Raw genomic sequence first — 14823 nt, forward strand, 5'->3', positions numbered from 1 at the left:
CACGCGATCAGCCAGTCGTGGCGGCTGCCTTCTCGGCAGGGGCAGGGGCCTCCACGGTGTCGCTGCCGGCGTGATCGTCGAGCATGGTTGTCTCGTCGAACGGATCGGCACCCGAAAGCACCGTCGTGATCCGGTCGCGGTCCGTGGTCTTGGTCCAGGTCCCGATGAGCAGTGTGGCCACCGCATTACCGGAGAAGTTGGTCAACGCCCGCGCCTCGGACATGAACCGGTCGATACCGACAATCATGCCGACACCGTCGACGAGTTCCGGGCGGTGGCTTTGCAATCCACCTGCGAGCGTGGCCATTCCGGCACCGGTCACCCCGGCGGCACCCTTGGAGGCGATGATCATGAATGCCAGCAGCGAGATCTGCTCCCCTAACGACAGTGGCTTACCCATCGCGTCGGCAACGAACAACGAAGCCATCGTCAGATAGATCGCCGTCCCATCCAGGTTGAACGAATATCCGGTCGGGACAACGATTCCCACCGTCGACTTCTCGACGCCCAAGTGCGTCATCTTGGCGATCAGCCGCGGTAGTGCCGATTCGGAGGACGACGTCGACACGATCAGCAGGTACTCGCGCGCCAGGTAGCGCACCAGCTTGAAGATCGACACCCGGGATACCACCCACAGCAGTGTCCCCAGCACACCGAATATGAAGATCACGCATGTTGCGTAGAAACCGAGCATCAGTTCGCCGAGTTGGGTCACGGCCTCCCACCCGGTCTGGCCCACCACATTCGCGATGGCGCCGAAGGCGCCGATGGGTGCCAGCCACAGCACCATGATGAGCACCTTGAAGACCAGCTTCTGCAGCATCCCGATACCGCGCACAATCGATTCACCGGTGGCGCCCAGGGCCTGCACCGCGAACCCGACCAGCAGTGCGATGAACAGCGTCTGCAGCACACTGCCGGAGGTCAGCGCGGAGAACATGGTCTCCGGCACAATCGATTTGATGAAATGCCAGCTGCCGCCGGCCGCGTGGGCCTGGTCGGCGAACTTGGCGCCCGCTGCTTGGTTCGCCCCCGACACATGCATGCCAGTACCGGGCTTCAGCAGGTTGCCCACGACGAGCCCGATGGCCAAGGCGACGGTCGACATCGCCAGGAAGTACACGAACGCCAACCCACCGACCCGTCCCACACTGGCGGCCTTGCGCACCGATCCGATGCCCAGCACGATCGTGCAGAAGATCACCGGGCTGATCATCATCTTGATGAGGCTGACGAAGATCTCGCCGAGCACACCGACCGATTTTCCAAACCCCGGCCACAACATGCCGACGATCACACCGAGTACCACCGCGACGATGACCCCGATATACAACCAATGCGTTCGGTCCTTTTTGGGTTTCGGCGTCGACTCGGGAGCGGCAGGCGATTCGGGCACTGTCATGTGTCCTATCGTGCCGCACGGTGACTGGGATCACAGCCGATTGTCGCCATTCGGCGACGTCCCGCGACGAACCGCCGAAAACACATCTGACCTGCTTTCACCTGCATTGATGGCTTGACGGGTACCCTTGCGGCCATGGACAGCAACCGCCGCACCGATGCGGCCGCCTCGGGCGGATCCGCGTCATACGGTTCGTGGCCGCAGTCCAACCAGCCGCTGGATTACCCGGACGACCCGGCCTACGCCTCGCAGGCATACGAGTATCCCGCGCTGTCCAGCACCGCCCAGCCCAACCAAACGGCGGTGCTGCCGCAGCAATACGGTTCCTATGGCCCTCCGCCGCAGGATCCGGAGCCGCCGCGACGATCGAATACGTTCTGGTTGTGGGTGGTCGGCCTCGGCGCGCTGGTGGTCATCATCGCGCTGATCATCACGCTATTCGTCCTGATCCAGCGCGAAGACGACAGGCAGCCAACGGTTGTCGCGACGCCGTCCACCCGGACCCAGACGACGACCGCGCCCACCATGCCGCACATCCCGTCGATACCAAGCTTCACCATCCCTCCCATCCCGGTGAATCCCCCGACTCAAGGAAGCCAAGCCGCGACAGAAACCGTGGTCTACGAGGTCGGCGGTACGGGATACGCCTTCAACATCACTTACATCGACACCACCGGGTCGCTGCAGACGGAGTTCAACGTCAAGCTGCCCTGGCGCAAGGAGGTCAAGCTGAGCCCCCAGCAGCTAGAGACCGCGATGGTGATCGGTTCCGACTTCTCTCATGAGGTGTCCTGCTCGCTGGTGATCAACGGGACACAGAAGAGCACCACCTCGGGGAAGATGGCCACCTGCAGCAGTGCGGGCTAGCTTGCGTCGCTGACGTTTCGACCGCTGACAGGGTCATAACGCGGCACCTTCACGAAAGTCAGCACCACCATTCCCAACCCGATCATCAACACCAGCCCGGCGATACCAGCACGGGTCGCGTGGAACACCAGCGCGAAGGTGGCGAACAGCCAGGGGCCGACGAACGAGACGGCGCGACCCGTCATGGTGTACAGACCGAAGACAAACGCCTCCCGACCGGCCGGGGCCATCCGCAACACCAGCGTGCGGGCCGCTGACTGAGGAGGCCCGACGAAGACCGCGATCGCGAGCCCACAGATCCAGAATGCCGACGGACCCGACATGCACATCATCGCGGTGCCGAGGGTGACTATTGCCGCGAGCGAGCCGATGATGACCCGCTTGGAACCGAACCGGGTGTCGATCAAGCCCCCCAGAACCGCGCCGACTGCCGCCATCACATTCGCGGCCACCCCGAAAAGCGTGATGTCCGCACCGGACAAATGGAACACCGCGTTCGCGATAACCGGGGTCAGCGCGAACATTGCCACCAGCCCATCGCGGAAGATCGCACTGGCGATGAGGAAATAGATGATTCGCCGATCCAGGTGCCACTGCTCGACGACATCGCGCCACAACTCCCGATACACCCCGAGCAGTCCGGGCGAGCTGGGAGGCGGAGCCCCCAGATCGACAACCGGTCGAGTGAGCACCAACGGCAGAGCAAACACCGCGAACCATGCCGCCGCCAACACGACTGACACACGCACATCGAAACCGTCGGCTGCCGATATCTGAAGGAGGCCACGCGTCGGCCCGTCTCCGGAGATGAAAAATACGTAGCAGACGAGTAGGACCACGACACCGCCGATATAGGCGGCCGCCAGGCCGAATCCCGAGACACGGGATGCGTTGGCCGGTGTGGTGAGCGAATGCAGCATCGCGTTATAGGGCACCTGCGCCAGCTCGTTGAACACCGAACCCGCGCAATACAACCCGAGGCCCAGCCAAAGGTAGCGATTGTCCTGGCGCACCAGGCTCATTGAGGTGGAGACCACCACTACCAGGGTGGTGAGCACGGCCAATGCGGTGCGCCGACGCTGTGGGGTATCTGCCCACACGCCGGTCAGCGGCGCGAGCAGGAAGACCAGCAACCCGCCCAGGCCCATCATCCAGCCGAGCAGGCCTTGCGGCACACCGTCGGGCATCCCCGCACCCACGCGACCGGTCAGGTACGGCGTGAAGATGAACATCACGATGACGGTGTTGAAGGCCGCAGAGCCCCAATCGAACGACGCCCACGCGGCTATTCGACCGCGTGCGGAGAGGGTGTCCACTACTTCGTCGCTACGCCCTACGGGCCCGTCGACCCCAGGCATGCTCATCACCGACCAGCGTAGCTTGGCGACCGATCCCGGCCCGGCGCTCTTCCCTGCAAGCGCTCATCGCCGCCTGAAGCTCTTCGCAAACCCTTTACGATTGCCCCATGCCGATACCCGCCCCCAGCCCCGATGCCCGCGCCGTCGTCACCGGCGCCTCCCAAGGGATCGGCGCGGCGCTGGCCGAAGAGCTTGCCGCCCGCGGACACAGCCTGATCATCACCGCCCGCCGCGGCGAGATCCTCAACGACCTGGCCAACACCCTGACCGAGAAGACCGGGGTGATCGTCGAGGTACGCGCGGTGGACCTCGCCGACAGCGGCGCCCGCGAGGCACTGTGCAAGGAACTGTCCGAACGCAACATCTCGATCCTGTGCAATAACGCCGGGACGGCGACGTTCGGACCGATCCGCACGCTGGATCCCGAGGGTGAGCGTAAGCAGGTGCTGCTCAACGCTGTTGCAGTACATGACCTTACGTTGGCAGTGCTGCCCGGCATGCTCAAGCGCGGGGCCGGCGGCATCCTGACCTCGGGATCGGCGGCAGGCAACTCCCCCATTCCCAACAACGCCACCTATGCGGCGACCAAGGCATTTGCAAACACCTTCTCCGAGTCGTTGCGTGGTGAGCTCAAGGGCACCGGTGTGCACGTCACGCTGCTGGCGCCCGGGCCGGTGCGAACCGTCGAACCCGATCCCGCGGAGGCGTCGATCGTCGACAAGGTGGTGCCGGACTTCTTGTGGATCAATGGTGAGTACACCGCACGGGTCTCGCTGGATGCTTTGGAACGCAACAAAATGCGTGTCGTCCCCGGTATCACATCCAAGGCGATGTCGGTGGCCGCGGGCTATGCCCCCCGTGCCATCGTCGCCCCGATAGTGGGCAGCTTCTACAAAAAGCTTGGCGACTAACCGTCGCCCCGCAGGTCCAGTAACGCCGCCCGAGCAGTCTCCGCCTTTCCGGGGTCGAGCGCCCGGTCCGCGTCGACGATGACACCCTTAGACCGCAGAAACACGTCGACCGAGGCCCATAGCGTCTCGGCGAGGCGCCCGCTGGCGGCCTCATCCGGTGTGGCATCCCGGGCCACTAGCCATATCGCCGTGGTGGCCGCTGTGCCGATCAATCCGGCGGCCAGCTGATCGGCACCGGCCGGGTGCACATTGACGCGCTCCAGAAACGACGAGATCGTCGCCGCAAGTTCGGCGATGGCCCCGCCTTCTCGCAGCGCCGGAGCGGGCTTCCTGCGCACGCTCACCATCTGGTGCTCAAAGAGAAAGCGCGATGACTCCGGGAACCGTTCCACCAGCTCGATGAGGCGGGATGCGGCGCGCTGCGCGGACTCACGCGGCGCGGTGCGTATATCAACGGCCGCCGTCAGCTGGCGCCGAAGCGCCGCCACCATGGTCTGCGCCACCGAGTCGAAGAGATCGGCGCGGTCCTCAAAATGCCTGTACAGCTTGGGTTTAGCGGAGTGAGCCACGCGAACGACATCCTCCACAGTTGCCGACGGGCCGTTCCGCTCTATCGCAACCAGCGCGGCGGCGATGAATTTCCGGCGCACTCGCACCTTGTGCTGCGCCCAGCGGTCACGCCGGGCATCACCACTAACTGGCATGCCATTGACGCTACCTTAAGTACCCGGTACTTTTTGGTACTACATACAGCAGGGCGGGTAGCCGGCCACTGAACCGCGGGAGGCATCTCATGTCAGAAACACCCATCACCCTGGACGAATCAGCCGTCGAACGCACCGCGGCTCGGCTCCTGCGCTCGTCGGTCGAGCGCTCCTACGACCCGGTGGTAGACATCGACTGGGATGCGCCCGATGTTCCCGGCCTGCGCTATGTACCCGATAAGTACATCTCGCTATACGGCACGAAAATCTTCGACCAGTTGACCGAGGAAGAGAAGATTCGGCTTGGACGCCTGGAGGCGTCGGCCCTGGCCAGCTGGGGCATCCTCGCCGAGAGCGCGTTGATGCATCCCATGCTCAAACTGGCCTCGGTCAGTGATCCCCGCAGTGCCACAGCGCAATACGCCCTGACCGAGGTCGCCGACGAGTGTCGCCACTCGGTGATGTTCGGCCGCCAGATCAACACACTCAGCGACCGCAGCTACGACCCGCCCATGATTGCCCGGGCCCTGGTGGGCGCCACCGCGCTCGCACCACTATCCGCGACGATCTTTTCGATGATGCTCATGGTCGAGGAAATACTGGACCGGTTGCAGCGCCAGACCATGAACGACGAGACCCTGCAGCCAAGAACCCGGGCAATAGCCAAGATTCACGTCATCGAGGAAGCTCGGCATATCAGCTACGCACGGGTGGCCTTGAACCGTGCCGTCGAGAAAACCGGTCGCGCCCGACTGGCTGTGGAACGGTTGATCGTTGCCGCGGGTGCGTCAGTGGTTCCGCTGGTCATGGTGCAGCCCGCCGTATACCGCGATGCGGGTCTTCCGCCGCTGCGGACGGCGTGGGCCGCACTGCGCAATCCGCACTATCACGCGAACCTGCGGTTCTTCGGCGAGCGCCTCGTGCGGGTTATGGACGAAGCCAACATGATCGAGGGCCAGCTGGTCCAGTACCTCTGGCGGCGCTCACGCATGCTGCCCGTGGACTTTGTCCCGAGGTCAGCCAAGGCGGCGGCCGCCTAGCCTCAGCGGCGGCGCCGACCGGTGCCGAAAATGCTGCGGGACAATTCGCGTCCGGCGGCCGTGGCCGCCGACCGCAGGAAGCTCTTGACCGCCGAGTTGCCGAGCACCTTCTCGACCATGCTGGGCCCCTCGGGTTCGGCGGGCGGTGGTGGCGCGTCGGCGGGTGCCGGAGCATCGACAGGCGGAGGCGGCGGGGCAGTCTTGGCGGCGAGGCGTTCGTAGGCCGATTCCCGGTCGATGGTCGGCCCGTACTTGGGTTGCAACGGGCTCGCCGTGGCGGCCGCCTTGATCGCGTCATCGCCAATGGCACCCATCAGGGAACGCGGTGCCCGCATCCTGGTCCAACCCACGGGAGTCGGGGCGCCCACCTCGGAGAGCACGGTGACGATGGCCTCACCAATCCCCAGCGAGGTCAGCGCCTTCTCCAGGTCGTACACATCGGTCTTGGGATACGTACGAACGGTCTTGGTGAGCGCCTTTTGGTCATCAGGGGTGAAGGCGCGCAACGCATGCTGGATCCGCGCACCGAGCTGCGACAGCACATCGTTGGGAATATCGGTGGGCAGCTGGGTGCAGAAGAAGACACCCACCCCCTTGGAGCGGATCAGCTTCACCGTCTGTTCGACCTGCTCCAAGAACGCCTTCGAGGCGTCGGCGAACAGTAGATGCGCTTCGTCGAAGATGAAGACGAGCTTGGGCTTGTCGACATCACCCACCTCGGGCAGGACGGTGAACAGGTCGGCCAGAATCCACATCAGGAACGTGGAGAACAACGCCGGCCGTGCCGCCTGGGCGCCCAACTCGAGCAGGGTGATGATCCCGCGGCCGCCGGCTGTACGCATCAAGTCGGCGGGCTCGATCTCGGGTTCCCCGAAGAAGGTGTCACCACCCTCGGCCTCCAGATTCACCAGCGCGCGCAGGATCACTCCAGCCGTCGCGGCCGACACGCCGCCGATCGACTTCAGATCGGCCTTGCCCTCATCGCCGGTGAGGTAGGTGATGACCGAACGCAGGTCCTTGAGGTCCAGCAGTGCCAACCCCTGCTGGTCTGCCCAGTGGAAGATCAGGCCCAGCGTCGACTCCTGGGTAGCGTTGAGCCCCAACACCTTCGATAGCAAGATGGGACCGAAGCTGTGAATGGTGGCGCGGATCGGGACGCCGATGCCGGTCGTCCCGAGGGACATGAACTCGATGGGGAACGACGAGGGCGCCCAGTCGTCTCCGGTGTCCTTGGCGCGGGCGGCGGTCTTATCGTTCGCCTCGCCCGGCTTGGACAGACCGGACAGGTCACCCTTGACGTCAGCCATCACGACGGGAACTCCCGCGGCGCTGAGCTGTTCGGCAATCACCTGGAGTGTCTTGGTCTTCCCGGTACCGGTGGCTCCGGCGATCAGGCCGTGCCGGTTGAGGGTGGCCAACGGGATGCGGATGCGCGCGGCCGGGTCCACGGTGCCATCGACAACGACCGACCCCAGTTCAAGTGCTTGACCTGTGGTGGCGTATCCGGCGGCGATCTGCTGTGCGGGCGTGGTTCCCGCGGTGGTCTGCTCGGCCATGGCCACGACCCTAATGCCCCGGACACTTGCCGTCATCGCCGAGTGCGACGTCACCGCGAGTTTCTGCTTGAAACTGCCTGCGAATTTCCGCACCGACGTCGCACTCACGGATCGCGGGTACCGCTACTGTGGTCAGACTGTGAGTGCCCCACGTGAAGAACTGGTCTGGATCGACTGCGAGATGACCGGGCTTGATCTCGGCTCCGACAAGCTGATCGAGATCGCCGCCCTGGTCACCGATGGCGACCTCAACATCCTCGGCGAGGGCATCGACCTCGTCATTCACGCCGATGACGCGGCCCTGGCCGCGATGCCTCCGGTGGTCGCGGACATGCACGCCAAGTCCGGGCTCACCAATGAGGTCCGCAAGTCGACGGTCACCCTGGCAGAGGCCGAGGCACTGGTGCTCGACTACATCCGTGAGCACGTGCCCTCGGCCAAGGTCGCTCCCCTGGCCGGGAACTCCATCGGCACCGACCGCGGATTCATCGCGCGGGATATGCCACAGCTCGACGGCTACCTGCACTACCGGATGATCGACGTCAGCTCCATCAAGGAGCTGTGCCGCCGCTGGTACCCGCGGATCTACTTCGGACAGCCGGACAAGGGCCTGGCGCACCGGGCCCTCGCCGATATCAAAGAGTCGATCCGAGAGCTGCGCTATTACCGTCGCGCAGCCTTCGTACCCGATCCCGGACCTACGACCAGCGATCTTGTCGCAATCGTGGCCGAGCTGGATGCCGCTTCGGCCAACTCGCCGGATAACGATTCGGCTGAAGGCACCGCCACCGGTTAAGATCGTCCACGCCGCTTCGCGCGGCAATGGTGGCTGTAGTTCAGCTGGTAGAGCACCAGGTTGTGATCCTGGATGTCGCGGGTTCGAGCCCCGTCAGCCACCCCAGCAGGTGGGAGGGCATTTTTGTCCTCCCACCTTTTGTATTCACGAGCACTTGCCACCTCGTACACCCAGGCAAACCAAGCGACAAGCCGTCCGCTGCACCTGGCTATCTAGGCGGCCATTATCGTCGTGAGTACCTGCTCGACGTGGGAGTTGCTGTGCTCGTTTCCCACCGTCAACCTGATTCCGTGGCCGGATATCAGTCGCGCCATGACGCCTTCCGCCTCGAGTTGCGCGCTGAGCGTTGCAGCTGCGGACCCGACGCCCAACCACAGGAAGTTCGCGCCGCTCGGTGGTATGTCGATTCCCAGTACACCGAGGACTTTCCATAGTCGGTCACGTTCCAGGGAGATCTTCCGCACGCGCTCGAACAATTCATCCTCAAGTGTCAGTGATTTCAGAGCGGCGGCGACCGCGATGGAGCTCACGCCACACGGCACGGCACATTTCCGGAAGGCGTCGGCGAGTAGCTCATGTGCCAGCCCGTACCCCACGCGTAGTCCCGCGAGTCCATAGGCTTTCGAAAAGGTTCTCAGCACGACGACATTCTGATGTTTGCGATAGAGGTCAACCCCCGAAGGGCCTCGATGATTCGGTACAAATTCGGCATATGCCTCGTCGATCACCACCAACACGGTCTTCGGAAGGTCTGCGATAAACGCGTCGAGGTCGTTCCCCGAGACGATGGTTCCCGTGGGATTGTTCGGGTTGCAGACAAACACCGCTCGGGTTCGCATGGTGACCTGTGCCGCCATTGCGGTGAGGTCATGCGCGCAGTCGCGCAGCGGCACCTCGCGTGCCACACAGCCCGCGACGTTGGTAACAATCGGATAGGCCTCGAAAGATGGCCAGGCATAGATGATTTCGTCACCCGGACGGAGCATTGCCTGAGCAATTTGTTGGTAGATTCCCATCGTGCCGGGCCCGGTGACGACGTGACATTCAGGGACATCGAGGTGTTCCGCGAGGCGCGCGACGAGCTGTGTGGGCGCAATCTCCGGATACCTGTTGACCTCGACCGCGGCGCCGGCAATCACCGCCGTCACGGACGGCAGCGGCGGATAGGGATTCTCATTGAGGAACAGCCGATGCGACTCCGCTCCGACGCGCGGTTGCGGCGGCTTCGGCACATAGAGGGGCACGGTCTGCAATGCCGCGCGTGGTACCGGCCCCTCCCACGCGCCGCGGATGCCGGCCTGCTCGTCCCGCTCCGTCGACACCTTCACGGTCGGTCGCCGGTACCCGCGCTCGACCTGTCCAAGACTTGGGCAACGTAGAGCCCTGACATGATGTCCTCCACGGCGAGGCCGAGGGATTTGAAGAAAGTGATCTCGCTGTCGCTCGTTCGGCCGGGATGCTTTCCAAGCAGCACCTCGCCCAGCTCCGCTACCAGATCGGTGGGCTGTATCAGCCCTTCCTGCAGCGGATTCCGCAGATCGCCCGATTCTGCGAGCGCCGATTCTCGACTGTCGACAAATATGGTCGTTCGCGCAACGGCCTCCGAGGTGAACTCCCTGGCATCGGCGAAGGATCCACCCACGGCGTTGACGTGCGCACCCGTACTCAGCCAATCAGCCTGGACGACGGCCTCTTTGGTTGCCATAGTCGTGCAGATGAGGTCTGCTCCATCGAGTGCGCCGGCCGGATCGGCCATGATCTCGACCGGTGTGCCCAACCACGTGGAGGCCCAATCCCGATACTCGACCGCGTGCTCCAGCGTCCGGTTCCAGATCCGGACCCGTCGCAACGAACGCACTGCCGAGATTGCCTCAAGATGGCTGCGGGCCTGAACACCGGCACCCAAAATCGCGAGATCACCGCTGTTAGGTCTGGACAGGGCACGGGTGGCGACCGCCGATACCGCAGCGGTCCGAATTTCTGTGATCGCACCTGCGTCCATGACGGCCGACGGTGACCCGGTTTGCGGGTCGAACACCATCACGACACCGACATGCAGCGGCAGCCCGCGGGACGGATTTTCTGGTTTGAGCACCATCACCTTGAGCCCGAAACCGGCGAAGTCATCGCCGCCGACATGGCACGGCATGGCTCCGAGAAGTCCCGTCTCGGTCTCCGGCCGCACGATGGTACGCAGCGGCTGAGTGATCAGACCTGAGCTGTACCTGCGCATCGCCTCTGCCATCAGGTCGATCGCCACCGCCATCGGCAGGGCTTCCCTTACGGCGGCGTAGTCGAGAAACCGTGGAGCAGCGACCGCGTGCAGTGCATTGCTGTTCATTGCCGGGCTCCCTGACTTCTGCCGTTTCGCACGAGAGTGACGGCGTCCTCCTCGACCAGATCTGCAATGACCCAATCGCTGATCTCGCGCCAGCGCTCGATGGCTTTCTGGTGGAACGGATGCACGAGGTAGCGGTCCAGATCATGTTGGTCTCGGACCATGCCCATCACGACGAAGTCGTAAGCCACAGGGCGATGCGAAATGTTGCGGCCCGCATACCAGCTCATCAATTCCGGCACTTCGTCACCGACGCGGTTTGCATACTCCATAGCCAGCTTGGTTCTCGATTCGTCCCAAGTCACCGCCGGGTGAAGTTTGAACAGCACGATGTGACGAATCATTAGCCATCCTTCACCGCGTGCGCGGATTCCAGTGGCGGTTCCACGCTGTTATGGGTCAGACGGAAGACGGTCCACAACATTTCGATGGGCCTCGTCCTCGAAATGAACTCCAGGTCGTAGATCTCCGCGGCGATATCGGTGGTCAATGCCACGTCCACTTCATTGCCGTCGACGGCGGCGGCTGCGGCGCTGGTGGACGACATGGGGACTACGACAGAGACAGTTATATCCGCCGGCAGCAGCTCTTCGATCAGCGGAATCGGCGATGGGTGGGTGGCGACGACAATGCGGGAGGGGATCTGCGCACCGCGGCATTTGGCGAGTCCGTAATTCGGGGTATTGAAGCGATAAGCTGCCGCAATTTTCAACTTCGGATCCATGTAAAACTTGCTGATTTCCCGATACGCATTCGCTACGAGCAAGTGCGTTGCGCTTGCGGTCAGCACAGCTTCCTTGGCATGTTCGTACGTCGAAAAAAGTTGGACCGGTCCGCCGCGGGCATTGTGGTCTTGCGCTGCCCAGTCCAACAGATGCTGAGCGCTTGCCTCACTACTTGTCCCGGCCGGTCCGAGTGTCGCGATTGACATCGCCTCGCCGGGTGTCAGAGCTATGTCGAGGATGTGGGGTACTTGCACCGTCGTGTTCATGACTGCACCAATCGTCGATCCGCCAGGCTTGCAGCGGAAGTAATCCAATGTCGATATTTGGGTAGTGCGCCCCGAACTGCGTCCCGATAGACGCCGCGGACGGCGTCGGTTATGGGGCCGATAACGCCGGCACCGATTGGTCGGTGGCCGATCTCGATCACCGGCGCGACCTCCACGCCGGTGCCGGTCAGAAAACATTCGTCAGCGTCGTAGAGATCGGAGAGTCGCACCTCCCTTTCGTGGGTGGGCATATCGAGTTCTTGCGCGGCCAGTTCGATGACCGTTTGTCGTGTGATCCCGGGGAGGATGTCCGCGGTAACTGGTGGTGTGACCAGCCGCCCACCCACAACGACGAACACGTTCGAGGTGGTCGCCTCGGATAGGGTGCCCCGCATGTTGAGGAGCAGTGCGTCATCGAGACCCGCCGATTGGGCGTCTTCCATGGCAAGTGCGTTGTTCGCGTAGCTGCCGGTGATCTTGGCGCAGGCGGGCAGCGCGCCGTCCGGCACACGGCGCCATGTACTGATCGCGCACCGCAGTCCGGCCGGGTTGGTGTAGCTGCCCATCGGAATCATCGTTATCGCGAACTCGGTACTCACACCGCTCAGCCGGACCCCGAAGCCCACTCCCGGAAGTAGGGCCGACTTGAACACGATCGGACGCACGTAGGTGTCATGTTGCGCATCGTTGGCAGTCAGCAGATCGATGACGAGCGTGGACATTTCCTCGGCCGACAGATCGAGATCGAGCCGCATCAACTTCGCCGACCGCTTGAGACGATTCATGTGGTCTTCCAGCCGGAACACGTTCAGCGCCGACCGGGTGTGGTTTGTATATGCGCGAATTCCCTCGAATACGCCGGTTCCATAGTTGAAGGCTTGGTTGGTGATCGAAATGCGCGCATCGTCTCGCGGGATCAGCTGCCCGTTGAAGCAGACCAGGCCCGGCACCCCGTCGAGGCGTTGCATCACTGTCGCCGACTCGCTGCAAGGCGTTGCGCGACAATACGTTCGTCGTCAACGCCGGTTGATCGGCGATCGTGGAACCGGGCGGCCTTCCAGCTGACCATCGCGGCCGTACCGGTCAGTGCGTCGGTCTCACCCCGTCGTACCGTCGTGCGCACACCGAGGCGGAGTTCGACATGACGCGCGAGCAGTTCGACCTGCGAATCATCTTTGGCATAAGGGATTTCGATCACGATGTCTAAGAACTCTCCCCCTTCCCCGTCCGTCACGCTGATCTGATAGTCCAAGCAGCCATTGAGGTGCTCGAAGATCGAAGCTTCGATCTCGTAGGCCGTGAACTTTCGGCCGCAGAGCTCTACCGTGTCGCGAACCCGACCGACGGGCTCGATCACCCAGCCACCGTCGCCGGTCGCGCTGGCGACGACCATGTCCCCGGTGCGGTATCGGATGAGCGGCTTTTGCCCGCGATAGAGATTGGTCACGACCAACTCACCTCTGGCATCGCTGCCGTCGAGAGGCACTTCGATGTGGCGAGTCGTATCCGGGTCGATCAGCTCGTAGTAGTTGTTCAGCGGGACCGTGCGTTGCTTACCGTCAGCACAAACCACTGCCAGGATGGACGCCTCCTGGGAGGCATACATACAGTTGTATATCGTTGTGTTCCATATTGTTCCGAGGTTGGCCAGCAGTTGCGGTGTTATCAGCTCGCCGAGGGCGAACAAACATTTCAACCGCAACTTGGCCGGGCTTTCGCCTGCGCGAATCAGGTGTCGGGCCAGTTCAACAGCAACGCCGGGCGTACACACCAATGCGGTGATCCCTAAATCTTCAATCAGGTTCAACGCGCGCTCGATGCCAACCAACGGAGATCGTGGCCACATTTTTACGACTGTGTGCCCGAGCGCCCGGAAGACGTCCTCGAAGGTATCCCCCGTGGAATGGAGTTCGGTTGGCCCCATGATGCCGATGATGTGTACGTCGCCATGCTGCGCCAGCACCTCCCGATAGCGGAGGATGAGCGCCGTGTTGTTGACGATCGAGTCGATCTCATTGCGCGGGCAGGGCGTCGCAGGCCCGGTTGTTCCTGTGGTCTCGTAGTACACCCAGGCCTTTTCAAGCGGCTGCGACGCGATATCGTGCCGAGCCATCCGCAGGTCGTCCTTGGTGGTGAAGGGAATATGGTCAACGTCCGCCAATTCGAATCCGTTGGGGTGAGCGGCGACGAAAGCGTCCAGGCGACGCGAGTAGAACGTCGAATTCGAATGGGCATACTCGAGAACGGATTTCAATCGGTCGCGCTGAACTGCCGCGACGGACGTGGTGGAGTACCCACCGGTCTCGTAGCGGAGTTGTTCGTCGTACACCTGCGTCGCTACTGCTGCGAGTTCTGGGTGAAAGAAGGCGTACATTCCGCTCCTACTTCAATAGCGAGAAGCTTCCGGCCAACTTATTCACGCTCTTGCGTGGCCCGACGATTCCTACGGCTGACAGCGGGATCTCAGCGCTGTCAGCGGCCGAAAGGAGCGCCTCGTACTCGTCGTAGGTCTTGCAGGACTGCGCCAAGTTGCTGAACGGAAAGACGATCATGTCCGGATCGTCGGCAGCGCGAAGATATTTTGCGCGTAACTCCATCTGCGGGGCTACCAGGATCGGTAGTGGCGCGAGCACCACCCCCGGGTACCGGTGCCCGTCCCGACTCTCCAGTGGCGGACCGACTAGTCCATCCAAAGCGCGACCCATCGAGACTCCGATCACGCTGACCGCGTTGGCTGAAAGGCCGATGGGGAGCTCTTCGTCCACGAGAACAACCGACTTGTGAATCGCTGCAATGAACGCCATGCCCGGCTCTCGCACTAGGAGCTCCTTTCAGCGGTTCGAGTGTACAGCGACAGCAT

15 protein-coding genes and 1 tRNA gene are annotated in these 14823 nt (G+C 63.0%); 5 read left to right on the forward strand and 11 right to left on the reverse strand.

Going from position 1 to position 14823, the window contains the following annotated elements:
* Window positions 1-7: 7 nt before the first annotated feature.
* Entirely contained in the window at window positions 8-1402 is a 1395-nt protein-coding gene (locus AB0H22_RS09490) for a cation:dicarboxylase symporter family transporter (RefSeq protein WP_180751705.1), read from the reverse strand.
* A gap of 135 nt (window positions 1403-1537) precedes the next feature.
* On the opposite strand from AB0H22_RS09490, the gene AB0H22_RS09495 reads away from it, so the two are divergent.
* Window positions 1538-2269 (forward strand): MmpS family transport accessory protein, encoded by a 732-nt coding sequence (locus tag AB0H22_RS09495; protein WP_180751704.1) that lies wholly within the window; start codon window positions 1538-1540, stop codon window positions 2267-2269.
* On the opposite strand, the gene AB0H22_RS09500 is transcribed toward AB0H22_RS09495, so the two are convergent.
* Window positions 2266-3585, reverse strand: a complete 1320-nt coding sequence (locus tag AB0H22_RS09500; protein WP_180751905.1) for an MFS transporter — start codon at window positions 3583-3585, stop codon at window positions 2266-2268. The two genes, AB0H22_RS09495 and AB0H22_RS09500, sit on opposite strands and share 4 nt — an antisense overlap.
* 149 nt (window positions 3586-3734) lie before the next feature.
* Here AB0H22_RS09500 and cmrA point away from each other — a divergent pair, with 149 nt between their 5' ends.
* Window positions 3735-4538 carry a mycolate reductase gene (cmrA, locus tag AB0H22_RS09505; RefSeq protein ID WP_180751703.1) on the forward strand — a complete coding sequence of 268 codons (804 nt, stop codon included), beginning with the start codon at window positions 3735-3737 and terminating at the stop codon, window positions 4536-4538.
* Here cmrA and AB0H22_RS09510 read toward each other — a convergent pair.
* Complete coding sequence (locus AB0H22_RS09510; RefSeq protein WP_358146705.1) at window positions 4535-5194, reverse strand: TetR/AcrR family transcriptional regulator; 660 nt, start codon at window positions 5192-5194, stop codon at window positions 4535-4537. The genes cmrA and AB0H22_RS09510 overlap by 4 nt on opposite strands.
* A 137-nt stretch (window positions 5195-5331) precedes the next feature.
* Here AB0H22_RS09510 and AB0H22_RS09515 point away from each other — a divergent pair, with 137 nt between their 5' ends.
* Window positions 5332-6282: a diiron oxygenase gene (locus AB0H22_RS09515; RefSeq protein WP_358146432.1), complete on the forward strand. Its 951-nt coding sequence runs from the start codon at window positions 5332-5334 to the stop codon at window positions 6280-6282.
* Between the two features lie 2 nt (window positions 6283-6284).
* Here the strand turns inward: AB0H22_RS09515 and AB0H22_RS09520 are convergent, their stop codons facing one another.
* Window positions 6285-7838: a helicase HerA-like domain-containing protein gene (locus tag AB0H22_RS09520; RefSeq protein WP_358146433.1), complete on the reverse strand. Its 1554-nt coding sequence runs from the start codon at window positions 7836-7838 to the stop codon at window positions 6285-6287.
* A gap of 139 nt (window positions 7839-7977) precedes the next feature.
* Here AB0H22_RS09520 and orn point away from each other — a divergent pair, with 139 nt between their 5' ends.
* Both orn and AB0H22_RS09530 read left to right on the forward strand, forming a co-directional pair.
* Complete coding sequence (gene orn, locus AB0H22_RS09525; protein WP_358146706.1) at window positions 7978-8634, forward strand: oligoribonuclease; 657 nt, start codon at window positions 7978-7980, stop codon at window positions 8632-8634.
* Between the two features lie 29 nt (window positions 8635-8663).
* Window positions 8664-8739: transfer RNA gene (locus tag AB0H22_RS09530), tRNA-His, on the forward strand.
* A 107-nt stretch (window positions 8740-8846) separates the two neighbouring features.
* Here the strand turns inward: AB0H22_RS09530 and AB0H22_RS09535 are convergent.
* From AB0H22_RS09535 to AB0H22_RS09565, 7 genes are read right to left on the reverse strand one after another with little or no spacing between them, the layout of a single operon-like run.
* Window positions 8847-9962 (reverse strand): histidinol-phosphate transaminase, encoded by a 1116-nt coding sequence (locus tag AB0H22_RS09535; protein ID WP_358146434.1) that lies wholly within the window; start codon window positions 9960-9962, stop codon window positions 8847-8849.
* Window positions 9959-10975 (reverse strand): ornithine cyclodeaminase family protein, encoded by a 1017-nt coding sequence (locus AB0H22_RS09540; protein ID WP_358146435.1) that lies wholly within the window; start codon window positions 10973-10975, stop codon window positions 9959-9961. Before AB0H22_RS09540 ends, AB0H22_RS09535 begins: the two co-directional genes overlap by 4 nt.
* The gene (locus AB0H22_RS09545) at window positions 10972-11316 is read right to left on the reverse strand and encodes a Dabb family protein (protein ID WP_180751698.1); all 345 of its coding nucleotides are present in this window, start codon (window positions 11314-11316) and stop codon (window positions 10972-10974) included. Before AB0H22_RS09545 ends, AB0H22_RS09540 begins: the two co-directional genes overlap by 4 nt.
* Window positions 11316-11963 (reverse strand): hypothetical protein, encoded by a 648-nt coding sequence (locus AB0H22_RS09550; RefSeq protein ID WP_358146436.1) that lies wholly within the window; start codon window positions 11961-11963, stop codon window positions 11316-11318. The genes AB0H22_RS09545 and AB0H22_RS09550 overlap by 1 nt, the downstream gene beginning before the upstream one ends.
* Window positions 11960-12931, reverse strand: coding sequence for a branched-chain amino acid transaminase (locus tag AB0H22_RS09555; protein WP_180751697.1), 972 nt, complete (start codon window positions 12929-12931; stop codon window positions 11960-11962). The genes AB0H22_RS09550 and AB0H22_RS09555 overlap by 4 nt, the downstream gene beginning before the upstream one ends.
* Entirely contained in the window at window positions 12931-14337 is a 1407-nt protein-coding gene (locus tag AB0H22_RS09560) for a hypothetical protein (protein WP_358146438.1), read from the reverse strand. Before AB0H22_RS09560 ends, AB0H22_RS09555 begins: the two co-directional genes overlap by 1 nt.
* 7 nt (window positions 14338-14344) lie before the next feature.
* Complete coding sequence (locus tag AB0H22_RS09565; protein ID WP_219603396.1) at window positions 14345-14782, reverse strand: DUF2000 domain-containing protein; 438 nt, start codon at window positions 14780-14782, stop codon at window positions 14345-14347.
* Between the last annotated feature and the right edge of the window lie 41 nt (window positions 14783-14823).

It is taken from the genome of Mycobacterium sp. NPDC050853, assembly GCF_040653875.1.
Lineage (GTDB): Bacteria > Actinomycetota > Actinomycetes > Mycobacteriales > Mycobacteriaceae > Mycobacterium.